Consider the following 25,604-nt stretch of genomic DNA (forward strand, 5'->3'; position numbering starts at 1 on the left):
CGTGTCACTCTCCGCGGGGAGGTCGGGGAACGTGGTCATACGGCACTCCCGGCAGCGGTCCTGGTCTCCGCCGTCAGCCGCTCGCGCACCGCGCGGCGCAGGATCTTGCCCGAGGGGTTGCGGGGCAGGGAGTCGGCGAAGTGGTAGGTGCCGGGGATCTTGTAGTCGGCGATCCGGCCGCGCAGCGAGAGCAGGAGTTCGCGGGGGGTCGCCCCGGCGCCGGGGCGCAGGACGACCACCGCGTGCACGCTCTCGCCCCAGCGGTCGTCGGGCAGCCCCACCACGGCCGCGTCCTCGACCGCCGGGTGCGCGGCGAGGGCCTTCTCGACCTCGGCCGGGTAGATGTTCTGCCCGGCGACGATGATCGTGTCGTTGATGCGGTCGCACAGGTGGAGGTAGCCGTCCTCGTCGAGGAAGCCCGCGTCGCCCATGTGCAGCCACTCCCCCACCAGGGTGCTGGCGGTGGCCTCGGGCAGGTTCCAGTAGCCGAGCATCCGGGCGGGGGTGCGCACACAGACCTGGCCGATCTCGCCGGGCGGCAGGCTCTCGCCGCCGGGGCCGACCACCTTGATCTCGTTGCCGGGGCAGGGCAGGCCCACCGAGGCCAGCCGGGTGCTGCCGGTGTGGTGCTCGCCGGGCGGCAGGCAGACCGCGACGCTGCCGGTCTCGGTGCTGGCGTAGATCTGCGCGAACTCGCAGCGGTAGGTCTCCAGGCACTGCTTGAGCAGCGTCTCGGACATGGGGGCCGCGCCGTAGGCGATCTTGCGCAGGGAGGTGAACGCCTCGGGTCCGGCACCGCGTTCGGCGGCCATCGCCTGGAGCATCGCGGGTGCGGCGAAGGTGGTGGTGACGCCGTGCTCGCGGATGAGGCGGACGGCCTCCTGGGGGTCGAACTGCGGCATGATCACATTGGTGCCGCCGGCGTTGAAGGTGTGCAGGAACCAGCCGATCCCGGCGACGCCGAAGCCCGGCAGGGAGATCAGGGCGACGTCCTCGGGCAGCCAGTCGATCCAGTCCACGCCCTGCGCGCGGCTGGCATGCGGCAGGGTGAAGAAGCTGCGGTGGGCGAGGATCGCGCCCTTGGGCAGCCCGGTGGTGCCGCTGGTGTAGATCTGGATGACGGCGTCGTCGGGTCCGGTGCCGGGCGCCGGGTCGGTCTCGGGCTGGTCGGCGGCCCAGGCGAGCAGCCCGGCGCCGCGGGCGGGTTCGCCGTCGGCGTCGGTGCCGTCGACCCGGATCACCCGGCGCAGTCCGCGCAGTTGGGGCCGTACGGCGGCCACGGTGTCCCAGAACTCGTCGTCCACGAAGATCAGCGTGGCGCCGGAGTCGCGCAGGATGTGGTCGACCTCGTTCGGGGTGAGCCGCCAGTTGACCGGCACCAGGACGGCGCCCGCCTTGGCGCAGGCGATCATCACGAGGTAGTAGGTGGCGGACTCGCGGCCGAGGTAGGCGACCCGGTCGCCGCGCCTGACCCCGCTGGTGGCGAGGGCGTGGGCGGCGCGGTTGCTGTCGCGGTGCAGCTTGTCGTAGGTGGTGACGTGCCCCTCGCAGACGATCGCCGGGTGGTCGGGGCGGGTGCCGGCGTGGGCGCGGGCGGAGTGGTGGAGCGTCCAGCGCTCCCTCGGTATGTCGCTCATGGTGGTGTGCCGTCTCTGTCGAACTGTCCGACCGTCACGCCGCCGGCGCCGGGACGAGCTGCCCGTCGATGAACCGGGCGAGCGCGCGGACCGTGGGATGGTCGTGGGTGAGGGAGGCCGGCAGGGGCAGCCGGAACGACTGCTCCAGTGCGGCCTTGACCTGCTGGGCCATCAGGGAATCCAGGCCCAGCGACACGAACTCGCTGTTCAGGTCCAGCTCATCGCCCTCCTCCAGGTGCAGGACGGCGCCGACCTTCTCGCTCACCACGCCGGTGACGGCGGTGAGCCGTTCGGCGTCGGGGAGTGCGGTGAGGGCGGTCAGGTCGAGACCGGTGCCTTCCTCGCGGCCCCGGCGGGCGAGCCGGTCGTAGAAGAGGTCGCCGTTGACGCTGCCGGAGACGTAGCGGTCCCAGTCGAACTCGCCGACGATCCGCTGGGTGCGGGGCCGGCCCCAGAGCCGGGCCAGGGTGTCCAGGGCGCGGGTCGGGGAGAAGAAGCGGACGCCGCTGCGTTCGATCTCCTGGCTGAGGTGCTCCTCCAGGCGGGCGGACATGCCGACCCGTGCCCAGGCGCCCCAGTTGACCGACAGGCCCGGCACTCCGCGCCGGCCGCGCCATTCGGCGAGCGCGTCGAGCCCGGCGCTGGCGGCGGCGTAGTGCCCCTGGGTGGCGCCGCCGAGGACGGAGGCGATGGAGGAGTAGGTGACGAAGAACTCCAGCTCGGGGAAGGAGCTTTCGGCGGCCTCGTGCAGCAGCCAGCCGCCGTACGCCTTCGCGGCGAGCTGGGCGTCGATGGACTCCCAGGTCAGCTCGGAGATCAGCTTCTTGTCGTAGGAACCGGCGGCGTGCACGATCCCGCCGAGCGGGCGGGAGCCCGCCTGGAGGTGCCGGACCAGCCGCTCGATGTCCCCCGGCCGGGAGATGTCGGCGCGTACGACGTCGATCTCGGCGTCGGCCGCGAGGTCGGCGAGGACCGGTGCGGCCTCCTCGGTGGCCTTGCCGCTGCGGCTGACCAGGGTGAGGTGGCGGGCGCCGAGCGCGGCCAGTTTGCGGGCGGTGACCAGACCGAGGCCGCCGAGGCCGCCGGTGACCAGGTAGGTGCGGTCGGGGCGGAGTCCGGCGGGCCCCTCGGCGGCCGGCTCGGGCCGTTCCCCGAGGTCCGCGGGCAGGGTCACCCAGGCCGCTCCCGCCGGGTCGGACAGGGCGGTGCGCAGGGCCTCGCCGGTCTCGTCGAGGCGGAAGTGCGGGGCCGGGTCCTCGTCGCGGCCGGCCGGTACGACGGCGACCGCGGGCACGGTGAGCGTGGCGCGGAAGGTCCCGTCGTGCCGTACGAGGACCTCGTCGCCCGGCGCGAACCCGGTGCCGGCACCGGCGGCGAGCACGCTGCCTCGGGCCAGCTGGCCGAGCAGCGGCGCGGGTTCCGGCTCGCCGTTCTCCTCGGCGCGTTCGGCACGCCCGGTGTCCAGGGCGGTGCGGGCGTCCTCCGCGGTCAGGCCGACGGCGCCCACCCGGACCTGGACCTCGTCCGCCGCCGGGGCCCGGTCGGTGACCGGCACGAGCACCAGGTCGGACAGGTCGCCGGAGTCGGGGGCGCGCAGCTCGAAGCCGCCGGACCAGGTGAGGCTGGCGTCACCGGCGAGCAGCCGGCGCACATAGCGGCGGCCCGGCCGGTGGGCGACCTGGTACTCGCCCGCCGGTTCGGCCCGCCACTCCTCGGCGAGCGGGGCGAGGCCGCTGCCGGGAGCGAGGTCGACCAGGGTGGCCCGGTACTGGGCGTACTCGGTGAGCAGCACCCGGCCGAAGCCCCACAGGGTCGCGGCTCCCAGGTGGCCGCCGTCACCGGCCGGGTCGCCGGGCAGCCACTGGGCGCCCTCGGTGACCAGCCACAGCCTCGGCGGCCGCTGCGCGCTCTCCAAAGCGCCGATGAGGGTGAGGAGTTCGCGGTAGTTGTCCTCGCACTCGGCACGCAGCCGCTCGGCGGACATCTGGCCGGGGCGCCGGCGCCACAGCCGGCAGATGTCGGTGACGGTGGGGTCCTCCAGGGCGGCCTTGAGGTCGGTGAGGTCGGGCAGCCAGGTGACCTTGAGACCGGGTTCGCCGGCCAGTTCGGCGGCGCGCGCGGCGGACGGGTCGAGGAGGACGACGTGCCGGGCGGCGGGGGCGCCGCCGCGGGCGGGCAGGGCGCGGCGCACCCATTCGGGGCGGTGCAGGAACTGGCGGCGGCCGGCGCGGCCCTCGGGGCGGGCCATGCGCACCCCGAGGAGTTCGGCGACCGGGTCGCCGTTCTCCAGGAGCAGCACGTCGGCGAGGCGCCGGTCCTGTTCGCCGCGGACCCGCGCGAGGACCCGCAGCTGCTCGCCGCGCGGCTTGCGGAAGTGGCGTACGGAGGCGATCTCGCGGGGCACGAACACCGGACCCTCGGGGTCGAGGACGACCAGCGCCTGCACGGCGGCCTCCAGCAGCTCGGCCGGGACGTGCTCGACGGCACTGGCGTCGCGGCCGGTGAGTTCGCCGGTGACCAGGCCGTCGCCGTGCCGGGCGGCCTTGACCAGCAGTCGCATGCGGGGGCCCTGCGGGCGGCCGACGGAGGCGAGGTCGGTGTAGATGTCCTCGTCGTCGATGTGCTGGACGGCCGGGGCGAGCCCCGCGTCCAGCTCGGCCAGCTCGGAGACGGGCACGAGGGGTTCGGGGTCGGCGGCGACCGTGGCGGTGGCGTGCAGGTTCTCCTCGCCGCCGACCAGGGTGTACACCTCGACCTCGGCGCCGCCGCCGGGGCGCGGCCGCCAGCGGGTGGTGAGCGCGGTGACGGTCTCGGCGGGCAGTTCGAGGGGGGCGAGCAGCCTGAGGTCGCGGACGGCGTGGCGGGCGTGGCCCTGCACCGCGTCCTGCACCGCGAACAGCAGGTCGACGTAGGCGCCGGCGGGCAGCACGGTGCGGTCGTCGGCGGCGAGGTCGGCGAGCGCGCCCAGCTCCTCGGCGGTGAACTCGGCGGTGAACTCCCGCACTCCGCTGGCGAATCGCTCCTCGGTGCCGAGCAGCGGGTGGCGGGCCGTGCCGCCGGCGGCGGAGCGGCGAGGGGTGACGGAGGGCAGCCAGTAGCGCTTGCGCTGGAAGGCGTACGTCGGCAGGTCCACCCGCTGGGGGGCGGGGTGGCCGGCGTGGTAGCCGTCCCAGGCGACGGAGAGCCCGGCCGCGTAGTACTCCGCGAGGGCGGTGAGCGTCGTCGCCGTGGTGGTGTCGCGGCGGCGCAGGCTGGCCAGCCAGACGTGGTCCTCGACGGTGACCGAGCGGCGGGCGAGCGCGGTGAGCCCGGCCTGCGGGCCGACCTCGATCAGGGCGTGCCGGCCGCGCTTGGCGACGGCGCGGATGCCGTCGAGGAAGCGCACGGGCTCGCCGATGTGCCGCACCCAGTAGCCGACGTTGCCGATCTCGCGGAAGCGGGCGAGGCGTCCGGTGACGTTGGAGATGAGGCTGATCTTCGGCTCGTGGAACTCGATGCCGTCGAGGGCGGCGCGGAAGTCGTCGTAGACCTCGGCCATCAGCGGGGAGTGGAAGGCGTGCGAGACCTTGAGGCGCTCGACGCGCACGCCCCGCCCGGCGAGGATGGCGCTCACCTCGTCCAGGGCCGCGACGCCGCCCGAGATCACCGTCTGGTCGGGGGCGTTCACCCCGGCGACGGCCAGGTCCTCGTGGCCCTCCAGGAGCGGGGCGACGTCCTCCAGCGGCGCGGAGACGGCGGCCATGCCGCCCTCGGCGGTGACGGCCTGCATCAGCCGGGCGCGGGCGGCGACCAGCTTGACGGCGTCGGGGAGGCTGAACAGGCCGGCCACGGCGGCGGCGACGACCTCGCCGATGCTGTGTCCGATGAGCACGTTGGGCTTCGCACCCCAGGCCATCCACTGCTGGGCGAGCGCGTACTCCAGCGTGAACAGGGCGGGCTGGGTGTACTCGGTGCGGTCGATGGCCTCGGGGTCGGCGGCGGTGCCGAGCAGCAGCTCGCGCACCGAGCGGCCGAGGTGGGCGGCGAACAGCTCGTCGCAGGCGTCGACTTGGGCGCGGAAGACGGGCAGTGCCGAGTACAGGGCGGCGCCCATGCCGGCGTACTGGGAGCCCTGGCCGGTGAACATGAACGCGGTCTTACGGATGCCGGTCGGGCCCTCGTGCTCCTGCTCGGCGGCCTTGTCGAGGAGCTTGACGAGGGCGGCGCGGTCGGCGACGGGGGCGGCGATCCGGTACGGGTGGTGGGCGCGGGTGGTGTTGGCGCTGTGGCAGAGCGCGGCGATGGACGTCTCGGGCTTCTCCTCCAGCAACGCCCGGTACTGAGCGGCGAGTTCGCGCAGGGCGCCCGCGTTCTTCGCGGAGAGGGTGAACAGCGGGGCGGCGCCGCCCTGTTCGGTCTGCTCGGCGGGGCGCTGCGGCGCCTCCTCCAGGACCACGGCACCGATCGTCCCGGCGAAGCCGAAGCTGTTGACGACGGCGCGCTTGACCTCGGCCTTCCAGGGCTCGCACGCGGTGGGCACCCGCAGCGGGTACAGGTCCCAGGGGATGCGGCCGGAGGGGTTGTTCAGGTTGATGTGCGGGTAGATGGTGCCCGAGCGGAGCTGGAGCACCGTCTTGATGACGCCGACGATGCCGGAGGCCGGCTCCATGTGGCCGAGGTTCGTCTTCACCGAACCGACCACCACGGGCTGGTCCTTGGTGTGCGAGTCCACGAACACGTCGCCGATGGCGCCGAACTCGATGGGGTCGCCGAGCGGGGTGCCGGTGCCGTGCGCCTCGACGTAGCTGATGTCCTCGGGCGTGAGGTGGGCCGCGGCCAGCGCGCCGCGGATGACCTTCTCCTGCGCGGGTCCGTTGGGCACGGTCAGGCCGGCGCTGTCGCCGTCCTGGCCGACGGCGGTGCCGCGCACCAGGGCGAGCACCCGGTCGCCGTCGCGTTCGGCGTCGGAGAGCCGCTTGAGGACGACGATGCCGCAGCCTTCGGCGCGCGCGTATCCGTCGGCGGCCTCGTCGAAGGTCTTGCACTGGCCGTCCGGGGACAGCATCTGCGCGTTGGAGAACATCACCGGGATGCGCGGGTGGTGCAGGGCGTTGACGCCGCCGCACAGCGCGATGTCCGTCTCGCCGCCGCGCAGCGCCTGCACGGCCAGGTGCAGGGCGACCAGCGAGGAGGAGCAGGCGGTGTCCACGCTCATGCTCGGGCCGCGCCAGCCCAGGAAGTAGGAGAGCCGCCCGGAGAGCGGGAACATGGTGATGCCGGAGGCGAGGTGGCCGTCCAGCTCCTCGTAGGGCAGCGAGTCCAGCTCCAGCGCGTAGTCGATGGAGCTGGCGCCGATGTAGACGCCGCCGTTGCCGCGGCGCAGCGGCGCGGGGTCGATGCCGGCGTGCTCCAGCGCCTGCCAGGCGGTCTCCAGCAGCAGCCGCTGCTGGGGGTCCATGTACCGGGCTTCCTTCGGCGAGATGTTGAAGAAGCCCGCGTCGAACAGGTCGATGCGGTCGAGGAAACCGCCGGCCGACGCGCGGATCTTGCCCTTGTCGTCGGGGCCCTCGGGGGTGAACGCCTCGACGTCCCAGCGGTCGGTGGGAATGGGGCGGATCCCGCTGCGGCCCTCGCGCAGAAAGTCCTCGAACTCGTCGGGCGAGCCGCTGCCGCCGGGGAACCGCAGACCGATTCCGACGATCGCTACCGGCTCGGGCGCCTGCGCTGATTCCGTACGCGGCATGGAACGACTCCTCAAGCTTCCTGGACGGCCTGGGTCAGGTGGTCGACGAGGTGGGTGATGGTCGGCTCGTTGAAAAGCACGTTGACGTTGATCGACAGATCCAGGAGCTGTTCCAGGCTCTGGCGTATCTCGGTCAGGCGCAGCGAGGTGAGCCCGAGGTCGAAGTAGGAGATGTCGACGGGAAGGTCCTCGGAATCGTCCATGAGAAGAACGGCCTTGAATTTCCGCAGGACGATTGTCTCGATTTCCTCGGTCAGTTCACTGCGCGGCAGCTCGCGCAACCGCTGGATGGTGCTGTCGACGGGTGACATGCGGCTCATGCAAGCAGCGGCGGCTGACGCCCCACTGACGGCGTGGGCAGGGCCGGTTGGCTGGATCAGTCGGGTGTCAGCGCCGGATCAGATTCCGCTGTCACGCTCGCCTTGCTTCAAGAAATCCACACGCCATATCCGAAAGGCTGAAGATGCTTCGCGAAGCCGCGCAGGAGGAGAGTGCTGAGGCACCTTCCGGATTGAAGAGTTACGACCTCTACATCGCGGGCAAGGACGTCGCCGGCGACGGCTGGGTGTACACCGTCAGCGGGCGTTCGCTGCTGGAAGACGTGTTCACCAGCGTGAGCCTGAAGCGCTCCCTCGAACAGGACCCGGAGTCCGAGGCGGCCAAGCACCCGTATGTGGTGGGGCGTTGCGCCATCGCCGACGACGCCTCCATCGACCTGGCCACCCAGGCGGCCGCCGCTGCCGCCGCCGACTGGGCGGCCGTACCGCTGGAGCGGCGGATGCGGCTCGGCACCCGGTTCCGCGAGGAACTGATCAAGCACGAGGACGAGTTCCTGCGGATGCTGGTCGCCGAGTCCCACCCGGTCAAGCTCGCTCGCTGGGAGCTGAGCTGCCTGCTCCAGATCTACGCGCCGGGCTCCCTGCGCTGGTACGACAAGCAGATGCGGGTGGAGAAGGAATACAACGGCCGCCGGCTGATCCTGCACCGCCAGCCCGACGGAGTGGTCGCCTTCAACCCGCCGCAGAACGCCCCGCTGCCGAGCGCCGCGCTGTGCGTGCTGGCGCTGATGGCCGGCAACGCGGTGGTCGTACGGGCCCCGCGCAGTATCGCGCTGTCCACCATGTGGCTGCTGCGCGACATCGTCGCTCCGCTGCTGGAGGAGTTCGACGCCCCGCCCGGAGTGCTCAACGCGGTCTGCTCCAACCCGAAGCAGACCATGGACCGCTGGATCGCGGACCCGCTGATCAACGACATCTTCTACATCGGCGGCAGCCAGGAGGGCCTGCGCTTCGAGCAGCAGTGCGTGGCCCACGGCAAGAAGCCGATCCTCGAACTCGCCGGCAACGACGGCATCGTGGTGTGGAAGGACGCCGACGTGAAGTGGGCGGCCGAGGCGATCACGGAGGCGTTCTACGGCTCCGGGCAGATCTGCATGGTGCCCAACTACGTGCTGGCCCATCCGGATGTCGCCGAGGCGCTGATCGCCGAGGTCAAGGAGCAGGTCAAGGGCATCAAGCCGGGCCTGCCCGAGGAGGAGGACGTGCTGCTGTCGCCGGTGCGGCGCAGCGAGCGGTTCTTCCGGCTGCTGCGCCAGGCGCTGGACAACGGTGCCGAGCTGGTCACCGGCGGCAACCGCACGGAGGTGGACGGCACGGTCTCGGAGACCGGGGTGTTCCTCCAGCCGACGGTGGTGCGGGTGGACGGCCTGGACCGGGCACGGACGTACGACGTGGTCCGCGAGGAGACGTTCTTCCCGCTGATCCCGATCGTGGTGGCCGAGCGCGACCATGACGACGCCCTGCTCGAATCGTTCCTTCAGTTCGTCAACAGCAACGACTACGGGCTGCGCAACTCCCTGTGGTCCCGCTCCGACCACGTGGTCGAGACGTTCGTGCGGCGCACCGTCAACGGCGGCCTGCTGAAGGTCAACGACTCCCACATCGGCTTCCTGCCCTACCTGCCCAGCCACGGCGGCACCGGCCGCACCGGCGGCGCGTTCGGCGAGGCCAACTACCCGATGCTCAAGACGTCCCACGTCCAGGGAGTCAGCATCGCCCGCGACGTGAGCCCGTACGACGCGGTCTTCGGCGCCTGAACCCACCCCGTACCCGGAGGTTTTCCCGTGCGTTCCCTCGATGTCGCCCGGACCGTGTGCGAGCGGTTCCATCCGGGACTGCTCAAGGAACTGGAGCAACTCCCGTACCAGGAACGGGAGAAGGCCGGCAGCCCGGTGATCGACCTGTTCCGCATCCACGGCGGTGTGGGCCTGCTGATCCCCGAGAGCTACGGCGGCCACGGCGCGGCCCCGCTGGAGGCGCTGCGGGTGCAGCTGGCCCTCGGCGCGCTCTCGCCCTCGCTGGTCGCGGCCGTCTCCATGCACCACTTCACCGCGGCCATGCTGTACTCGCTGGCCGTCAAGTCGGGCCGGCTCACCGACGCGCAGACCCGGTTGCTGCACCAGATCGTGCCCGACCAGCAGGTGCTGGCCTCCGGCTGGTCGGAGGGCCGTACCGCGCAGAACATCCTCAAGCCGGCCGTGACCGCGCGCCCGGTGGAGGGCGGCTTCCTGCTCTCCGGCTCCAAGAAGCCGTGCAGCCTGTCCCGCTCGATGAGCCTGCTGACCGCGTCCACCGCGATCCACGGCGAGGACGGCGGCGAGCCCGAGCTGGCGCTCGCCCTGGTCCCGGCCGACGCGCCGGGCCTCACGGTGCACCGGTTCTGGGGCAACGACCTGCTGGCCGGCGCCGAGAGCGACGAGGTGCGCCTGGAGGACGTGTTCGTGCCCGGCGAGATGGTGGTGCGGGCCGGCGCGGACGACCCCACACGGCTGGACGACCTCCAGTCCGCCGGGTTCGTCTGGTTCGAGATGCTGATCTCCGCGGGGTACGCGGGCGCGGCGGCGGCACTGGTCGAGCAGGTGCTCAGCCGCAAGCGGGGCAGCGCGGACGCGCGGGCCGCGCTCGCCGTCGACATGGAGGCGGCGCTGGCCCTCCTGGAGGGCGTGGCGCGGGGCACCGGCCGCGAGCCGGGCGACGAGGAGTCGGTGGCGCGGGTGCTCGTGGCCCGGTACGCGGTGCAGAACGCGCTGCCGGGGATCGTGGCACGGGCGCTGGAACTGCTCGGCGGGATGGACTTCATCACGAACTCGGCGTTCGCGCAGGCCGCGGCCGCGACGAGGGCGCTGGCCTTCCATCCGCCGTCCCGGATCGCCGCGTCGGAGCCGTTGCTGACGTACTTCGACGGAGGGCCGTTGGTTCTCGCGTAGTCGGTCGGCTGCGGGTCCGCTGCGGCTGAGCGCGCCCACGCGGCGGAGCCGCACATCGGACACAGCACCACGCCCCTGAAGGGGCGCTCCCATCAACGGCGTTGAAAAGTCCCCTCTCTTGGAGTGAGTGACACGTGACCGTCTTGCACGATTCCCCCCACGCGCCCGTCGTCGACGACGAGGCCGAGATCCTCAACCTCTACCGGGCCCATCTGAGCAAGGGGCGGGCCACGCTCGCCGAGTTGTTCGGCAGTCATATGGAGGTGGCGTCCGAGGGCGCCTGGCTCACCACCAGTGACGGTGAGCGCTTCCTGAACGCCGGCGGCTACGGCGTGTTCATCATGGGCGCCCGGCACCCGATCGTCATGGAGGAGGTGGAGCGCCAGCTGCGCACCCACCCCACCGCGACCCGCATCCTGCTGGAGCCGACGGTCGCCCGTGCCGCCGAGGCGCTGGTGTCGGTGCTGCCCACCGGGCTCGACCGGGTGCACTTCGCGCTGTCCGGCGCCGAGGCGGTGGAGACCGGTCTGAAGCTGGCCCGCGCGGGCGGCTTCAAGCGGACCGTGTCGATGCGCGGCGGCTACCACGGCAAGACGCTGGGCGCCCTGTCGGCCACCGCCAAGGACGTGTACCAGGCGCCGTTCCGGCCGCTGATCCCCGACTTCCTGCACCTGCCGTTCGGCGACGCCGACGCCCTGGAGGCGGAGCTGAAGGCCCATCCGGGCGAGGTCTGCGTGATCCTGGAGCCGGTCCAGGGCGAGGGCGGCGTGATCATCCCGCCCAAGGGCTACCTCAAGCGGGTCGAGGAACTGGTCCGCGAGTACGAGGGCTTCCTCATCCTCGACGAGGTGCAGTCCGGGTTCGGGCGGCTCGGCGAGTGGTGGGGCGCCGACCTCGAAGGCGTCGTACCGGACGTGCTGCTGGCCGGCAAGGCGCTCGGCGGCGGGGTGATGCCGGTGTCCGCGGCCATCGCCACCCGCAAGGCGTTCCGCCCCTTCGACAAGGACCCCTACGTCCACACCGCCACCTTCTCCGGGCAGCCGGTGCTGATGGCCGCGGTGATGGGCGCGGTCCGCGCCGTCAAGGAGGAGCGCCTGGTCACCCGGTCCATGGACCTCGGTGCCCGGCTGCTGCCGCGGATCGCGGAGGTCGCCCACCGCAACATCCCCGAGCTGGTGGTGGACGTGCGCGGCCAGGGGCTGCTCATCGGCGTGGAGCTGGTCGAGGCGGGCCTCGCCGGCGAGCTGCTGATCGAGCTGTTCAACCACGGCGTCGTCGCCAACCACTCCATGAACGGCAGCTCGGTGGTCCGGTTCACCCCGCCCGCCGTGCTGAACGACACCGACCTCGACTACCTCGTCAACTCCTTCGACCTGGCCACCCGAGACCTCATCAAGGGCGCGGCCACTATGCCGGAAGGCGGTAACTGATCGTGCGGCACGTCGAACTGGAAGCCCTGATACCCGCGGAGCAGGCCGAGGAGGTGCTGCACGCCGTACGGCGCTGGGAGAAGTACCCCGACCTCGCGCCGCACGTCAACGCGACCACCGTGCACTCCGCGTACCCCGAGCCGAAGCCCTCCTCCAGCTGGGAGCTGCACTTCCGCAGCGGACTGCTGCGCTGGACCGAGGACGACACGGTGCTGCCGGAGGCGGGCGAGATCCGCTTCGAGCAGTCCGACGGCGACTTCGACTCCTTCACCGGGATCTGGTCGGTCAAGCAGAACGGCGCGGACGTCGCCGTCCGCTTCGACGCCGACTTCGACTTCGGCATCCCGAGCCTGGAGGGCATCCTCGACCCGATCGCCGAGCGGGTCATCAAGGAGACCGTCGCCTGGGCCCTGACCGGTCTGTACCCGGCCGTGCGCATCCAGGGCGGCATCGAGCTGAACACGCCCGCCACGGTCGGCGCGTAGTACCGGCCGAAGGAGCTGACCATGGACCAGGCGAACCCCTTCGAGACGCCACGCACGTACTCGCTGCACCGCGCCGAGTACCTGGTGGGCCTCGCCGTCACCACCGGGATGATCATCTACCACTTCGGTGACATCCGCTGGCTGCCGGCGCTCGGGCTGTTCCTGTACATCGACCTGATCGGCTACATCCCCGGCGCCATCGCCTTCCGCAAGAGCGGCGGCCGGCCGATCCACAAGGCGTACTACGTCCTCTACAACGTCATGCACAGCCTCATCACCCAGGGCGCGGTCGCCGCGCTGTGGTGCCTGCTGGTCAAGCCGGAGTGGGCGCTGCTGGTGCTGCCGTTCCATCTCTTCGGCGACCGGGGCCTGTTCGGCAACTTCATGAAGTCCTTCGCGCTGCCCTTCGAGCCGGTGCGCCAGGAGGGCTACCTCCGCCTCCTGGACGACCTGGGCCTGCCGCACCCCAAGCCGGTCGGGCACGCGATGGACCCGGTGCCCGTCGGGCACGTCCCGGCACGCACCGTCGTCCGCGAGACGGAGGCCGTACGATGACCACCGCCGCGACCCCGGTGCGCCGGCCGGTGCGCCAGGACCCCGCCGAGCGGCGGCGGGCCCTGTACCACCTGGCCTCCCCGGTGTCCGTGCTCACCACGGGCCCCGAGGAACGGATGCACGGCACCACCGCGAGTACCGTCACCCTGGTCTCGCGCGCGCCCCTGCTGGTCGGGGTGGTGCTGCGGGCGGGCTCGTCCTTCGCCCGCCTCGCCGCCGCCGAGGGCCGGTTCGCGATCAATGTGCTCGGCGGCGAACAGGCCGACGTGGCACGGCGGTTCGCCGACAGCTCGCGGCCCGACGGCAGCGCGGCCTTCACCGGCCTCGCCTGGACCGCCGACCGCTACGCCCAGGCCCCGCTGATCGCGGGCGCCCTCGCCCACTACGTCTGCCGGTTCCACTCCGCGCACCCCGCGGGCGACAGCGAGCTGTTGCTCGGCCATGTCGTCCGGGCCACCGCGGACGAGGGCCTGCCGCTGCTCAGTTACACCGGCGGGCTGTTCGCCGGTTCCCTGCGTCCGGCGAAGGAGACCGCCGCATCATGACCACACCCGTTGCCCCCGAGGCCGACTGGGAGAAGGCTCCCGGCCTGCTGGACGGCGCGAAGGAACTCACCCTCGGCCCCGAGGAGTGCGACCTCGCCTACTGGTTCACCTCCGTCGCCCAGGGCACCCTGCGCGACCGGGGTGCCACCGGCCACCACGTGGACGCCCTCACCCCCGACTTCCTGAAGGCCCCCGGCCCGCTGCGCGAGGCGCTGATCCTGGAGTTCGGCTTCCGGGCCCTCTCCGAGGAACTGGCCACCCGGCTGCTCGGCCACTACGTGACCATCGCGCCCGGCATCCCCGAGATGGAGTTCTACGCCACCCAGCTGATCGACGAGGCCCGGCACGCCCGCGTCTTCCGCCAGCACCTGGTGGACCTCGGCATCCCGCAGAGCGCCCTGCTGCGGGAGATCGAGGAGATGTCCCGGGACTACCGCAAGCGGGTGCTGAACCCGGTGGTGGACTTCACCCTGGACATCGTCCGCGACAAGGCCGACTTCGCCGGCGGCGTCGGCGTCTTCGCCATCATCATCGAGGGTGTCCTCGCCCCCGCGGCCGAGCTGAGCGAGCGCAAGTGGACCCCGCTGTCCCCGGCGACCGGCGAGATCTCCCGCGGCACCGCCATCGACGAGATCCGCCACCTCACCGTGGCCAGCACCATCCTGCGCGACCACCTCGTCGCGCACCCCGAGTACACCCCCCGGCTGCTGGAGATCCTGCGCTCGGGCGTCAAGCTGTGGGACGAGCTGCCGGACCGGGAGTTCGTCATCCACCGCGAGGAGCTGTTCCAGGACGGCATGTTCAAGCACGCCGACCTGATCGGCGACTACGAGGTCTGGCCGGGCGTCCGCCTGCTCGACACCACGCCCGACCAGCGCTACGACATGGCCGAGCAGTGGACCGACGAGATGGCCGAGGTCCGTATGGAGTACATGGGCCTGCCGGTCGAGGTCCTCGCCTCGGGGGCCGGCGCATGAGTACCGGGCGGGCGGCGGTCATCACCGGGATCGGCTCGTACGTCCCGCCCAACATCGTCACCAACGAGGACCTCTCGCAGCGCCTCGACACCTCCGACGAATGGATCCGCACCCGTACCGGCATCGCCGAGCGGTTCTACATCTCCCCCGGCACCTCCACCGGGGACCTCGCGGTGGAGGCGGGTCTGCGGGCCCTGAAGTCGGCGGGCGACGAGCAGGTCGGCGCGGTGGTGCTCGCCACCACCACCCCGGACCAGCCGTGCCCCGCGACCGCCCCCCAGGTGGCCGCGCGGCTCGGGCTCGGCCAGGTGCCCGCCTTCGACGTGGCGGCCGTCTGCTCCGGGTTCCTGTACGGCCTCGCGTCCGCCGCCGGGCTGATCGCCGCGGGGATCGCCGACAGCGTGCTGCTGATCGCCGCCGACGCCTTCACCACGATCATCAACCCGGAGGACCGCACCACCGCCGTGATCTTCGCGGACGGCGCGGGCGCGGTGGTGCTGCGGGCCGGCTCGCCGGACGAGCCCGGTGCGCTCGGGCCGCTGGTGCTCGGCAGCGACGGCGAGCTGAGCCATCTGATCGAGGTCCCGGCGGGCGGCTCCAAGCAGCGCTCCTCGGGCCGCCCGGCCGCCCCGGAGGACCACTATTTCCGGATGCTCGGCCGGGACACGTACCGGCACGCGGTGGAGCGTATGACCAGCGCGTCCACCGAGGCCGTCGAGCGGGCCGGCTGGCGTCTGGACGACGTCGACCGGTTCGGGGCGCACCAGGCCAACGCCCGGATCCTGGACGCGGTCTCGGACCGGCTCGGCATCCCCCCGGAGCGGCAGCTCAGCAATATCGCGCGGGTCGGCAACACCGGGGCCGCCTCGATCCCGCTGCTGCTCGCGGAGGCCACCGCCGACGGCCGGCTCACGGCGGGGGACCGGGTGCTGCTCACCGCGTTCGGCGGCGGGCTGTCCTGGGGCGCGGCCACCGTCGTCTGGCCCGAGCTCCAGACCATCTGACCGATCGTCAGGAAAGACCTTCGAAAGGAACCGACATGCTGGAGCAGCTCAAGGAAATCCTGTCCAACAAGCTCAAGGTGTCGCCCGAGGCCATCACCCCCGAGGCCACGCGGGAGGACATCGAGCTGGACTCGCTGGCCGTCGTGGAGCTGTCGCTGCTGCTGAAGTCCGAGCTGGACCTGGACATCAGCGACGACGACCTGCTCGAAGCCGACACCGTGGCCGACATGGTCCGGCTGATGGAGGAGCGGAGCGCGAAGGTCTGATGGCCGCGATGGACATCGCCGTCACCGGGCTCGGTCTGATCACCCCCGGCGGGATCGGGGTCGGACCGAGCTGGGCGGCGGTCTGCGACGGCAGGCCGGCCGCGGCCCTCGATCCGGTGCTGGCCGACAATCCCGTGAAGATCTCCTGCCGGGTGCCCGACTTCGACCCCGAGCGCCTGCTCAGCGCGCGCCGGGCCCACCGTCTGGACCGGTTCGTCCAGTTCGCGCTGGTCGCCGCGCACGAGGCGGTGGCCGACGCGGGCCTGGACCCGCAGACCTGGGACGGCGCCCGCGTGGGCGTGGTCCTCGGCTGCGCCGACGGCGGTCCGGGCACGGTCGAGGAACAGCATCATGTGCTGCGCGAACAGGGTGCCGACCGGGTGTCGCCGCTGCTGCTGCCGATGCAGCTGCCGAACATGCTGGCCGGTCAGACGGCCATCGAGTTCGGGGCGACCGGACCCAACCTGGTGGTGGCCACCGCGTGCGCGTCCGGCGCGACGGCCATCGGCACCGCGCGGGACCTGCTGGCGCTCGGCCGCTGCGACATCGTGCTGGCCGGCGGCAGCGAAGCCATGATCACCCCGCTGGTCATGGCCGGGTTCGCCCAGATGGGCGCGCTCTCCAGGCGGCACGACGACCCGGCGTCCGCGTCCCGTCCCTTCGACGCCGACCGCGACGGGTTCGTGGCCGGCGAGGGGGCCGGGATCCTGGTGATGGAGCGCGTCGCCGACGCGCGGGCCCGTGGCGCGCACATCCACGGGCGGATCATCGGGTACGGCGCCACGGCCGACGCCCACCACATGACGTCGCCGCATCCCGAGGGCGCCGGCATCGAGGCGGCGGTCCGCGCGGCGCTCGCCGACGCGGGAGCCGACCCCGACGACGTCGAGCACGTCAACGCGCACGGTACGTCGACGCCGCTCAACGACCTGTCCGAGGCACGGATGATCCAGCGGACGCTGCGCGGCGATCCGGTGGTGACGTCCACGAAGGGGGTCACCGGGCATCTGCTGGGGGCGGCGGGGGCGGTCGAGGCCGCGTTCACCGTACTCAGCGTGGAACACGAGATCATCCCGCCCACCGCCAACTTGGTGATGCCGGACTCCCGGATGGAGATCAAGCTGGCGCAGACCCTGACCGAGATGCCGATCGATCTGGCGCTGAGCAACTCCCTTGGATTCGGGGGGCAGAACACCGCTCTGGCGATAGCGCCCGCCTGAGCAGCCGCCCCGCGTCGCAACAGCCGTCCGCCGAGAACGCTCCGCGGGCGGCTGTCGGCCTTACGTCACCCCCCCACAGTCCCCACCCCTCTCCCCATATCTGGAGCCCCCATGTCCACCACCAGTGGTTCGCCGCCCGTGTCGGGGCGGCTCGGTACGGCGCACATTCTGTTTCTCATCGTCGCCGCCGCGGCACCGCTGTCCGCGATGGTCGGTACGGTCCCGCTCGCGTTCGCGTTCGGGGACGGCGCCGGGGTGCCGGCGGCCTTCCTGTTCGCCGGGGTGACCCTGCTGTGCTTCTCGGCCGGGTACGCGGTCAGCGCCCGGCGTACCGGGGGGTCCGGCGGGTTCTACGCCTCCGTCGCCGACGGGCTCGGCCGGCCCCCGGCCGTCGCGGCCGGATATCTGGCCCTGCTGTCGTACAACTGCGCGACCATCGGGCTGGCCGGTGCGCTCGGATACTTCACCCGGCTCGTGCTGGCCGCGCACGGGCTGACGGTCTCCTGGGAGTGGTGCGCGGCGGTCGGGCTGGTGCTGACGGCGGTGCTCGGCTACCGGGAGATCGCGCTGAGCGCCCGCGTGCTGGCGCTGCTGATGCTGGGCGAGATCGGCGTGCTCGCGGCCCTGGACGTGGCGATCCTCGTCCGGCACGGGCTGCACGCGCTGCCCGCCGCCTCGTTCTCCCCGCACACCGCCGCCGGCCCCGGCGTCGGTGTCTCGCTGATGTTCGCGTTCGTGTCCTTCATCGGGTTCGAGTCGGCGGCGCTGTACGGCAAGGAGGCCCGCGACCCGGAGCGCAGCGTGCCCCGCGCGACGTACGCGGCCGCCGCGCTGATCGCCGGGTTCTACGCACTGACCAGCTGGCTCGCGGTGGGCGCGATCGGCCCGGACCATGTGCGCGAGGTCGCGGGCAAGCAGATGGGCGACCTGTTCTTCGGGCTCGGCGACGACTTCCTCGGCACCGCGGGCAGCACCATGCTCCAAGTCCTGCTCTGCACCAGCCTGTTCGCGGCGACGCTGGCCCTGCACAGCGCCGCCAACCGCTATGCCCAGGTCCTCGCCCAGGACGGGCTGCTCCCCCGCACCCTGGCCGCCGAGCACGCTCGGCACGGCTCCCCGCACCGGGCGAGCGTCTGGCAGAGCGTGCTGACCGCGCTGGTGCTGGCCGGGTTCGCGGTCGCGGGCCTGGACCCGTACGCCGACCTGACCACCAGCATGCTCGGGCTGGGCACGCTCGGCATCGTCACACTCCAGGCGCTGGCCGCGCTCTCCGTGCTCGGGCTGCGGCTGCGCGCCGGGCACGGGCACTGGTGGAAGGAGACCCTCGCCCCGCTGCTGGGCTTCGCCGGGCTCGCCGCCTCCGTGTGGCTGGTGCTCGGCAACTTCGACATGCTCACCGGCTCCCCCTCGAAGGTGATCGCCGCGCTGCCCTGGCTGCTGCCGCTGGTCGCGCTCGGCGGCCTCCTCTACGCGGTCCGGCTGCGCACGGCCCACCCGCTGCGCTACCGGCTGCTCGGCACCCGGCACACCGCCGCCCCCGCCACCCCCGACCTCTCCCCCGCCCCGTCAGGAGACCGCCATGCACGATCCCAATGAGCTGATCGAGGCCGGCGAGGACGCCAGGCGCCGCCTGGCCCGCCGCCGCTACGAGCTCGACCTGGACGCGGTGGGCGGTGCACTGCGCGCCCGTTCGGCCGCCAACGCCGAGGTGACCCGGCTGCGCACCGAGCTGAACAGGACGGCCAAGGCACGCCGTTCGGGCCCGCCCAGCGAGGCGGAGAAGGAAGCCGCCCGCGCGCTGCGGGCCGAGGTGCAGCAGGCGGAGGCGCTGGCGCGGGTGGCGGCGGGAGAGCTGACCGAGCTGCTGCTCGGCATCCCCAACCTGCCGCTGGACAGCGTCCCGGACGGCGACTCCGAGAAGGAGGCCGTGGAGGTGCGGCGGGGCGGTCCGGCGCCGCGCCCGGCGAAGGGTGCCCGGCACCACGCCGAGATCGGCGAGGCCCTGGGCATCCTCGACCCGCCGACCGCGGCCAAGCTGTCCGGCGCCCGGTTCAGCGTGGCGCACGGCGCCGGAGCCCGCCTGGAGCGCGCCCTCGCCGACTTCTTCCTCGATCTGCACACCCGCGAGCACGGCTACACCGAGCAGTCGGTGCCCTTCCTGGTCTCCCGCGACACCATGACCGGAACCGGACAACTCCCCAAGTTCGAGGAGGACCTGTTCCGTACGCAGGTCGGGGAGCGGGAGCTGTTCCTGATCCCGACCGCCGAGGTGCCGCTGACCAATATGGTCTCCGGGGAGCTGCTGGACGCGCGGGCGCTGCCGTACGCCTTCACCGCCCGCACCCCCTGCTTCCGCGCGGAGGCCGGGGCGTACGGTCGCGACACCCGCGGTGTGCTGCGGCTGCACCAGTTCGAGAAGGTGGAGCTGGTGCGCATCTGCGCGCCCGAAGAGGCGCAGGAGCAGCTGGAGTTGATGGTCGGGCACGCGGAGGAGTGCCTGCGCCGCCTCGAACTGTCCTTCCGTACGGTGCTGCTGCCGGCGGGCGACATGGGCTTCTCGGCGCGGATGACGTACGACATCGAGGTGTGGCTGCCGGGCGGTGACGCCTTCCGGGAGATCTCGTCGGTGTCCGACTGCGGCACCTTCCAGGCGCGGCGCGCGGACATCCGGGTCAAGCGGGCCGACGGCCGCAAGACGCCGGCCGCCACGCTGAACGGCTCGGCGCTGCCGATCGGGCGGACGGTGGCCGCGCTGCTCGAACAGGGCGTGCAGGACGACGGTTCGGTGCTGCTGCCGGACGCGCTGGTGCCGTACACCGGGTTCCGGCGGATCCTGCCGGGCGGCACGACCGAGTGACACCACGGGAAGGGGGCGGGCGCCGGTCCGGCACCCGCCCCCTTCCCGTGTCCGCGCCGGAGGAGCGCGGGACGTCTCAGGCGCCCATCATGTGCACCCCGCCGTCCACGTGGACGATCTCGCCGGTGGTGCGCGGGAAGAAGTCCGACAGCAGGGCGACGACGCCGCGGGCGGCCGGCTCGGGGTCGGTCAGGTCCCAGCCGGCCGGAGCCCGTCCGGTGGTCCACACATCGGCCAGTTCGCCGAAGCCGGGGATGGACTTGGCGGCCATCGAGCGCAGCGGGCCGGCCGCGATCAGGTTGCTGCGGATGCCGAACTCGCCCAGATCGCGGGCGAGATAGCGGCTGGTGGACTCCAGGGCGGCCTTGGCGACGCCCATCCAGTCGTAGTGCGGCCAGGCCACGGCCGCGTCGAAGGTGAGCCCGACGACCGAGCCGCCGCGCCGCTTGAGGAGCGGGAGGCAGGCGGTGGTCAGGGACTTGAGGGAGTACGCCGAGACGTGCACGGCGGTCGAGACGTCGTCCCAGGTGCCGTCCAGGAAGTTGAAGGCGCCCTGCGGGCCGAAGGCGATGGAGTGCACCACGCCGTCGAGTCCGTCGGTGTGCGTGCCGAGCCGTTCGGCGAGCGTGTCCAGGTGGTCCTGGTCGGTGACGTCCAGCTCGATGACGGGGGCGGGCTTCGGCAGCCGCTGCGCGAACCGCTCGATGAGGGAGAGCCGCCCGAATCCGGTGAGCAGGACCTCGGCGCCCTCCTCCTGGGCGATCCTGGCCACGTGGAAGGCGATGGAGGCATCCGTGACCACGCCGGTCACCAGGACGCACTTGCCCGCGAGGATGCCGCTCATGCCGTCACCTTTCCGGGCAGGGACGCCACCAGCGGGGAGTCGTGGTCCTGGGGGCCGAGCGCGCTGCCGCCGCCGGGCGAGCCGAGGGCGGCGAAGAAGTCGGCGTTGGAGGTGGCGTGGTCGTCGCCCCACTCCTCGGGCATGTCGTCCGCGAAGTAGATGGCGTCGACCGGGCACACCGGCTCGCAGGCGCCGCAGTCCACGCATTCCTCCGGATGGATGTACAGGGCGCGGCGGCCCTCGTAGATGCAGTCCACGGGGCATTCGTCGATGCAGGAGCGGTCCTTGATGTCGACGCAGGGCAGCCCTATGACGTAGGCCATGCTCAACTCCTTGCTGAGTAAGGGTCGTTCACTTCAGGGACACACCGGTGGTGCGCTCGCCGAGGGTGAGCACCGTGACGGCGAGGACGGCCATGGCGGCGGCGATGACGGCGAACAGCGCGCCGGGGCCGTGCGCGTCGAGGACCGGCAGCAGCGCGAACGGCAGTGCGCCCGCGCTGAGTTTGGACAGCGAGTACGCGGCGCCCGCGGCGGTGGCCCGGATCTCGGTCGGGTACTGCTCGGAGAGGTACACGTGCGACACGCTGGAGAAGACGTTGCTGAACAGGGTGTACGCGAAGCCGCACAGCACGATGAGTTCGGCGGAGGAGGCGTAGGCGAAGCCCAGGCCCGCGACCACCATCGCGGCGGCCGAGACGGCGACGAGGGTACGGCGCTCCATGCGGTCCACGACCGGCAGGGCCAGCGCGGAGCCCACCGGGTAGCCGAGGAAGGAGAGCGCGGTGAAGCCGAGGCCGGCGACGACGCCGTAGCCCTTGGCGGCGACGATCTGCGGGGCGAGAGTGCCGAAGCCGTAGTAGCCGACGGTGGACAGGATGCAGAACACCCACAGCACGAGGGTGCGGCGCAGCAGACCGGGCCGGAAGATGTCGCGCAGCCGGGTGCCTCGCGCGGCGCTCACGCTCTCCGGCGCGGGGCTCGCGGTGTCCCCTCGCGGGGCGGGCGGGACCGGCGGCAGCCCCTGCCCGGCCGCCTCGGCCTCCAGGCGGGCGACGAGCCGGTCGGCCTCCTCGGTGCGGCCGGTGGCGGCGAGCCAGCGCGGGGACTCGATGAGCTGGCGGCGGAGCACCCAGACGACGGCGGAGCCGAGGGCGCCGAGCACGAACAGCCAGCGCCAGCCCGCCACCCCGAGCGGGGACAGCGGCACCAGCCACAGGGCGGCGAAGCCGACCGCGGGCACCCCGCAGAAGGCGAGGGTGTAGGCCCAGGCGATGAACCGCCCGCGCTTGCCGGCGGGCAGCACGTCCGCCAGGTAGCAGTCCGAGAGGGCCTGTTCGGCGCCGATACCGAGACCGGCGAAGAAGCGGGTGACGATCAGCCAGGCGGCGTTCGGTGTGAAGGCGCCGAGCAGGGAACAGGCCGAGTAGATCGCCAGGTTGACCAGGAAGGCCCGACGCCGGCCGAACCGGTCCGCGATCCGGCCGAGCGTCAGGGATCCGATGAACTGGCCGACGAACGCGGAGGCCAGGACGAGCTTGAGCGAGGTCGTGCCGAAGCCGAAGTCGCTCTGGAGCACCTTGCCGATGGTGCCGGAGAGGTTGTTCTCGAAGGTGTCGAAGAACAGACCGACACCGATGACCGCGGTGAGTCTTCGGTGCAGGGGAGTGATCGGCATGCGGTCCAGGCGGGCGCCGATCGGGACGTGAGCGGTGCGACCGCCGGCCGCGGCGGTGGTCTGGGACATGGGGCTGGCTCCTTGGAAACTGCTGTCGCACGCTGTCGCTGTGCTTCTGGGAAGGAACCGCCCGGGTCCCCGGCGGACCCGGGCGTGCGGCCCGGGGGCCAGGTGTGGGGGTAAGTCAGGGACGGACAAGGGGATTCGGGGGGTCAGGCCGTTTCCATGGCCTGGCGGCGGATCTGCTCCTCGACGTCACCGCGCCGCACCGGCGCGCTGACCTTGTGCAGGAAGGAGGCGACCTCGCGGTACGAGCGCCAGAAGCCGACCTCGTGGTACGGCACACCGCGTTCGGCGCAGTACTGCATGGTCAGTTCGCGGGCGCGCGGCAGGTTCTTCTGCGGCATGGCCGGGAACAGATGGTGCTCGACCTGGTAGTTGAGGCCGCCGTAGAGGAAGTCGATGAGCAGGCTGGGGCGGATGTTGCGGGAGGTGAGCACCTGCCGCTCCAGCCAGTCCAGGGTCTCCTCCTCGCCGTCGCGGACCTCCATGCCCTTGTGGTTCGGGGCGAAGATCATGCCGAAGTACACGCCGAGGGCGGCGTGCTGGACGACGATGAAGGCGACCGCGAGCTCCGGGGACAGGATGGTGAAGACGCAGGTGAGGTAGACGGCGGCGCGCAGCAGGATGAGGGAGGTCTCCAGCACGGGCCGCTTGGTCTTGCCACCGGTGATGGACTTGACCGCGGTCTTCAGCATCTTGAAGCCCTCGAGCACCAGCAGCACGAAGAACATCACGCTCTGGTAGCGCACCACGAACTTCTGTGTGCCCTTGCGGCTCGGGTACTGCTTGATGTCGAAGATGGCGGTGCGCCGGCCGATGTCCGGGTCCATGTCGAGGTGGTTGGGGTTGGAGTGGTGCCGGTTGTGGTGGTTGACCCACCAGCCGTAGCTGACCCCGTTGACCAGGTTGGCGTGCACGTACCCGACGGCGGACGCGGCCTTCTTGCTGCGGAACATGGCCTTGTGGCCGGCGTCGTGCCACATGAACGCCGACTGGCCGCCGCACAGGCCCATCCACACGGCGGTGAGCAACTGCCACCAGGTGTCGCCCAGTTCGAAGAAGGCGATGAACCCGACGGCCAGCAGGGCGGTGTTGAGGGCGAGCTTGCCCACGTAGTAGCGCGGGTCCAGATCGAGGAGTCCCTCGGCCTTGACCCGTTTGAGCAGTTCGGCGAAGGTGGCCGACGCGCCGGTGCGTTCGCCGCCCGGCGCGGCCGCGGCCACGGCTTCCTGTATGTGCGGACGCTGCATGCGTTGCTCTCCTTGGGAGAAAGTGCCCGATACCGGGCGGCGGCGCCGCTGCCCCGCGGACCTGCGGACCTGCGGGCGCCGCGAGTCGACTTCAGCTCCCGCGTGGCGTCACCGCCGCGGGCTGTGGCCCGCCCGGCGGATCCGGGCGACGGGAGCGCAGTGCGGCGCTCCCGGACCCGGACCACCGGGCGAACGTGCGTCCAGCGTTCCGTGCGGCACTGATGTGGCACTGATGCCGGTCTGATCGGGCCACCCTCGCCCCACCGGCCGGCGCCGGGCGGCCGCCCGCGCGGCCACTCAGGCGGTCGCCTCGGCGCGCAGCCGCTCGTCCAGGGCATGCACCGCGGCGTCGGCGGTTTCGGCGACCCCGGTGTCGTCGGGGGCGCCGATGACGGCCATCAGCTGCTCGACGACGGCGTGCGAGAGCTCCTCGGTGGACTGGCTCATTTCAGCTTCTCCTGTCTGTCAGTTCGCTGGCTGCTGGTCAGAACGCCTTGCAGGCGCGGAAGATGTGCGCGAAGCCGGGCAGCGACGCCTGCGGCCCGTCGAAGGCGACGTACTCGGGGATCAGCACGTCGGGGGCCCACTTCTGCTTGTACGACAGCTGGGTCTGCGCCGGGTACAGCGCCGCGCCCTCGGCCCACAGGGCGTGCATCAGCCACTGGAACGCCGGGCTGTGGCCGTCGAGTTCGTGTCCGGCGTCCAGCCCGGTGAACGGTGTGAAGCCGAAGTGCAGCCAGTCGACGCCCTCGGCGCGGAAGATCTCGATGGCGTGCGCGTTGATGGCCTCCATCAGGCCCGGCGAGCCCTCGGGGATGCGGCGGCTGAGGTCGTGCATCCAGCCGGCCCGGCTGCCGTAGACCGGCGAGTAGGAGATGTAGGCGACCGGTTCGCCGTCGATGGTGCCGCTGAACAGCCGGCGCTGCGCCTGGGCGGGTCCGCCGATCTGGCCGACCAGGAACTCCAGTTGCTGGGCGCCGCCCTTGGAGCCGAGCCACGCCTTGTCGATCACGGCGATGTCGTCGGCGACCTCGGCCGCGTCGACCTCCTGGATCTGGAGGCCGTTGCGCAGCGCGCGGGAGATCTTGTTGCGCAGCTGCATGAACTTGGTGCCGCGCAGCGTGAAGTCCTCCAGGCCGACCGCCCAGGAGGCGCCGATCTGGTTGACGACGCAACCGCGCGCCGCGTACCGCTCGGCGTCGGCGCGCTGGAGCTGTACGCCGACCAGGCTCAGGCCCTCGCTTCGGACGTACTCCCGGAAGGCGTCCAGGAGGGTGCCGTAGTCCGCCTCGGCGGCGAACGGGCCGCCGAACTGCACGGCCCAGCGGCCGGTGCGGCGGTAGACGACGACACCGTCCACGCCGGGGACGGTGAAGACGCTGTTTCCGCTGTTGAGCGCGAGGAAGGAACTCGGGTTCTCGCTCGCGGTGTGGGTGCGTATCGCGTTGAGAATCAGACTGTCTGTACCGGTCTCGGTGGTGGTCGCGGTCATTCCCTTACCCCTTTCGGGTGCGTTTTCCGTCAAAGGGAGTACAGCACCGTAACGTTGCCTCGGAAAAGAGCAGTTGGGCATTCATTTACCTGTGTCAGAACCGCGTCAGCTTTCCGTCAGCCGGTGCTGCCAATGTGGTTGACGTGAACGGCACCGGATTCCGGCGCCGGACACGGGGAGAGGTGCCCGGAGTGGCCGATCGGGGACCGTGTGCACCACACTGGTCGGGCCTACGGCCCGCGCAGGTTCGAATCCTGCCCTCTCCGCCACGGCCGGAACCATGGCTGGACGCGCTTCCCGCCCCGGACGGTGGGA

The 25,604-nt window shown here is 72.0% G+C and carries 21 protein-coding genes and 1 tRNA gene; 13 read left to right on the forward strand and 9 right to left on the reverse strand.

Going from position 1 to position 25,604, the window contains the following annotated elements; all coding sequences use genetic code 11:
* Positions 1-35: 35 nt before the first annotated feature.
* Genes ACZ7EC_RS20610 through ACZ7EC_RS20620 form a run of 3 tightly spaced genes read right to left on the reverse strand, consistent with a single transcriptional unit; the run spans position 36 to position 7,670 of the window.
* The gene (locus ACZ7EC_RS20610; RefSeq protein WP_471064446.1) at positions 36-1,637 is read right to left on the reverse strand and encodes a fatty acid--CoA ligase; all 1,602 of its coding nucleotides are present in this window, start codon (positions 1,635-1,637) and stop codon (positions 36-38) included.
* Between the two features lie 34 nt (positions 1,638-1,671).
* Complete coding sequence (locus ACZ7EC_RS20615; RefSeq protein WP_471064448.1) at positions 1,672-7,359, reverse strand: type I polyketide synthase; 5,688 nt, start codon at positions 7,357-7,359, stop codon at positions 1,672-1,674.
* Between the two features lie 11 nt (positions 7,360-7,370).
* Positions 7,371-7,670 (reverse strand): acyl carrier protein, encoded by a 300-nt coding sequence (locus ACZ7EC_RS20620; protein WP_471064450.1) that lies wholly within the window; start codon positions 7,668-7,670, stop codon positions 7,371-7,373.
* 152 nt (positions 7,671-7,822) lie between these two features.
* Here ACZ7EC_RS20620 and ACZ7EC_RS20625 point away from each other — a divergent pair, with 152 nt between their 5' ends.
* The 12 genes from ACZ7EC_RS20625 to serS all read left to right on the forward strand — a co-directional run bounded on the left by ACZ7EC_RS20625 (position 7,823) and on the right by serS (position 19,963).
* Positions 7,823-9,454, forward strand: coding sequence for an aldehyde dehydrogenase family protein (locus ACZ7EC_RS20625; protein ID WP_397983516.1), 1,632 nt, complete (start codon positions 7,823-7,825; stop codon positions 9,452-9,454).
* Positions 9,455-9,481: 27 nt separating this feature from the next.
* Positions 9,482-10,624, forward strand: a complete 1,143-nt coding sequence (locus tag ACZ7EC_RS20630) for an acyl-CoA dehydrogenase (RefSeq protein WP_471064453.1) — start codon at positions 9,482-9,484, stop codon at positions 10,622-10,624.
* A gap of 134 nt (positions 10,625-10,758) precedes the next feature.
* Positions 10,759-12,054: an aspartate aminotransferase family protein gene (locus ACZ7EC_RS20635; RefSeq protein WP_471064455.1), complete on the forward strand. Its 1,296-nt coding sequence runs from the start codon at positions 10,759-10,761 to the stop codon at positions 12,052-12,054.
* 2 nt (positions 12,055-12,056) lie between these two features.
* Positions 12,057-12,539, forward strand: coding sequence for a type II toxin-antitoxin system RatA family toxin (locus ACZ7EC_RS20640; protein ID WP_471064457.1), 483 nt, complete (start codon positions 12,057-12,059; stop codon positions 12,537-12,539).
* A gap of 21 nt (positions 12,540-12,560) precedes the next feature.
* Positions 12,561-13,094, forward strand: a complete 534-nt coding sequence (locus ACZ7EC_RS20645; RefSeq protein WP_471064459.1) for a hypothetical protein — start codon at positions 12,561-12,563, stop codon at positions 13,092-13,094.
* Entirely contained in the window at positions 13,091-13,639 is a 549-nt protein-coding gene (locus ACZ7EC_RS20650) for a flavin reductase family protein (RefSeq protein ID WP_471064461.1), read from the forward strand. The genes ACZ7EC_RS20645 and ACZ7EC_RS20650 overlap by 4 nt, the downstream gene beginning before the upstream one ends.
* Complete coding sequence (locus tag ACZ7EC_RS20655) at positions 13,636-14,616, forward strand: ferritin family protein (RefSeq protein WP_471064463.1); 981 nt, start codon at positions 13,636-13,638, stop codon at positions 14,614-14,616. Before ACZ7EC_RS20650 ends, ACZ7EC_RS20655 begins: the two co-directional genes overlap by 4 nt.
* On the forward strand, positions 14,613-15,620 hold the full coding sequence (locus tag ACZ7EC_RS20660) for a beta-ketoacyl-ACP synthase III (protein WP_471064465.1): 1,008 nt from the start codon (positions 14,613-14,615) through the stop codon (positions 15,618-15,620). The genes ACZ7EC_RS20655 and ACZ7EC_RS20660 overlap by 4 nt, the downstream gene beginning before the upstream one ends.
* Before the next feature lie 35 nt (positions 15,621-15,655).
* Positions 15,656-15,886 (forward strand): phosphopantetheine-binding protein, encoded by a 231-nt coding sequence (locus ACZ7EC_RS20665; protein ID WP_397983524.1) that lies wholly within the window; start codon positions 15,656-15,658, stop codon positions 15,884-15,886.
* On the forward strand, positions 15,886-17,106 hold the full coding sequence (locus ACZ7EC_RS20670) for a beta-ketoacyl-[acyl-carrier-protein] synthase family protein (protein ID WP_471064467.1): 1,221 nt from the start codon (positions 15,886-15,888) through the stop codon (positions 17,104-17,106). Before ACZ7EC_RS20665 ends, ACZ7EC_RS20670 begins: the two co-directional genes overlap by 1 nt.
* A gap of 111 nt (positions 17,107-17,217) precedes the next feature.
* Positions 17,218-18,702, forward strand: coding sequence for an APC family permease (locus ACZ7EC_RS20675; protein ID WP_471064469.1), 1,485 nt, complete (start codon positions 17,218-17,220; stop codon positions 18,700-18,702).
* A complete protein-coding gene (gene serS, locus ACZ7EC_RS20680; RefSeq protein WP_471064471.1) occupies positions 18,686-19,963 on the forward strand; it encodes a serine--tRNA ligase in 1,278 nt (425 codons plus the stop codon). Before ACZ7EC_RS20675 ends, serS begins: the two co-directional genes overlap by 17 nt.
* 76 nt (positions 19,964-20,039) lie before the next feature.
* Here serS and fabI read toward each other — a convergent pair whose 3' ends face one another.
* The 6 genes from fabI to ACZ7EC_RS20710 form a co-directional block, all read right to left on the reverse strand.
* Positions 20,040-20,807: an enoyl-ACP reductase FabI gene (fabI, locus tag ACZ7EC_RS20685; RefSeq protein WP_471064473.1), complete on the reverse strand. Its 768-nt coding sequence runs from the start codon at positions 20,805-20,807 to the stop codon at positions 20,040-20,042.
* Entirely contained in the window at positions 20,804-21,130 is a 327-nt protein-coding gene (fdxA, locus tag ACZ7EC_RS20690; RefSeq protein WP_471064475.1) for a ferredoxin, read from the reverse strand. The genes fabI and fdxA overlap by 4 nt, the downstream gene beginning before the upstream one ends.
* Before the next feature lie 28 nt (positions 21,131-21,158).
* Positions 21,159-22,553: an MFS transporter gene (locus ACZ7EC_RS20695; RefSeq protein WP_471064477.1), complete on the reverse strand. Its 1,395-nt coding sequence runs from the start codon at positions 22,551-22,553 to the stop codon at positions 21,159-21,161.
* Between the two features lie 143 nt (positions 22,554-22,696).
* The gene (locus tag ACZ7EC_RS20700; RefSeq protein WP_471064479.1) at positions 22,697-23,797 is read right to left on the reverse strand and encodes a fatty acid desaturase family protein; all 1,101 of its coding nucleotides are present in this window, start codon (positions 23,795-23,797) and stop codon (positions 22,697-22,699) included.
* A gap of 297 nt (positions 23,798-24,094) precedes the next feature.
* The gene (locus tag ACZ7EC_RS20705) at positions 24,095-24,244 is read right to left on the reverse strand and encodes a hypothetical protein (protein ID WP_471064481.1); all 150 of its coding nucleotides are present in this window, start codon (positions 24,242-24,244) and stop codon (positions 24,095-24,097) included.
* Between the two features lie 37 nt (positions 24,245-24,281).
* Positions 24,282-25,289 (reverse strand): DUF2156 domain-containing protein, encoded by a 1,008-nt coding sequence (locus ACZ7EC_RS20710; RefSeq protein WP_471064483.1) that lies wholly within the window; start codon positions 25,287-25,289, stop codon positions 24,282-24,284.
* A 176-nt stretch (positions 25,290-25,465) separates the two neighbouring features.
* Between ACZ7EC_RS20710 and ACZ7EC_RS20715 the strand changes: the two genes are divergently transcribed.
* Positions 25,466-25,558: transfer RNA gene (locus tag ACZ7EC_RS20715), tRNA-Gly, on the forward strand.
* The last annotated feature ends 46 nt before the right edge of the window (positions 25,559-25,604 follow it).

The sequence above is a fragment of the Streptomyces sp. NPDC037203 genome (genome assembly GCF_055605065.1).

Excerpts from the sequence above, each read along its gene's own strand:
- ACZ7EC_RS20695 (WP_471064477.1), bottom strand. The coding sequence starts at position 22,553 with ATGTCCCAGACCACCGCCGCGGCCGGCGGTCGCACCGCTCACGTCCCG.
- ACZ7EC_RS20655 (WP_471064463.1), top strand. The coding sequence starts at position 13,636 with ATGACCACACCCGTTGCCCCCGAGGCCGACTGGGAGAAGGCTCCCGGC.
- ACZ7EC_RS20620 (WP_471064450.1), bottom strand. The coding sequence starts at position 7,670 with ATGTCACCCGTCGACAGCACCATCCAGCGGTTGCGCGAGCTGCCGCGC.
- ACZ7EC_RS20660 (WP_471064465.1), top strand. The coding sequence starts at position 14,613 with ATGAGTACCGGGCGGGCGGCGGTCATCACCGGGATCGGCTCGTACGTC.
- serS (WP_471064471.1), top strand. The coding sequence starts at position 18,686 with ATGCACGATCCCAATGAGCTGATCGAGGCCGGCGAGGACGCCAGGCGC.
- ACZ7EC_RS20675 (WP_471064469.1), top strand. The coding sequence starts at position 17,218 with ATGTCCACCACCAGTGGTTCGCCGCCCGTGTCGGGGCGGCTCGGTACG.
- fabI (WP_471064473.1), bottom strand. The coding sequence starts at position 20,807 with ATGAGCGGCATCCTCGCGGGCAAGTGCGTCCTGGTGACCGGCGTGGTC.
- ACZ7EC_RS20710 (WP_471064483.1), bottom strand. The coding sequence starts at position 25,289 with ATGACCGCGACCACCACCGAGACCGGTACAGACAGTCTGATTCTCAAC.
- ACZ7EC_RS20610 (WP_471064446.1), bottom strand. The coding sequence starts at position 1,637 with ATGAGCGACATACCGAGGGAGCGCTGGACGCTCCACCACTCCGCCCGC.
- ACZ7EC_RS20665 (WP_397983524.1), top strand. The coding sequence starts at position 15,656 with ATGCTGGAGCAGCTCAAGGAAATCCTGTCCAACAAGCTCAAGGTGTCG.
- ACZ7EC_RS20700 (WP_471064479.1), bottom strand. The coding sequence starts at position 23,797 with ATGCAGCGTCCGCACATACAGGAAGCCGTGGCCGCGGCCGCGCCGGGC.
- fdxA (WP_471064475.1), bottom strand. The coding sequence starts at position 21,130 with ATGGCCTACGTCATAGGGCTGCCCTGCGTCGACATCAAGGACCGCTCC.
- ACZ7EC_RS20670 (WP_471064467.1), top strand. The coding sequence starts at position 15,886 with ATGGCCGCGATGGACATCGCCGTCACCGGGCTCGGTCTGATCACCCCC.
- ACZ7EC_RS20705 (WP_471064481.1), bottom strand. The coding sequence starts at position 24,244 with ATGAGCCAGTCCACCGAGGAGCTCTCGCACGCCGTCGTCGAGCAGCTG.
- ACZ7EC_RS20625 (WP_397983516.1), top strand. The coding sequence starts at position 7,823 with ATGCTTCGCGAAGCCGCGCAGGAGGAGAGTGCTGAGGCACCTTCCGGA.
- ACZ7EC_RS20645 (WP_471064459.1), top strand. The coding sequence starts at position 12,561 with ATGGACCAGGCGAACCCCTTCGAGACGCCACGCACGTACTCGCTGCAC.
- ACZ7EC_RS20615 (WP_471064448.1), bottom strand. The coding sequence starts at position 7,359 with ATGCCGCGTACGGAATCAGCGCAGGCGCCCGAGCCGGTAGCGATCGTC.
- ACZ7EC_RS20650 (WP_471064461.1), top strand. The coding sequence starts at position 13,091 with ATGACCACCGCCGCGACCCCGGTGCGCCGGCCGGTGCGCCAGGACCCC.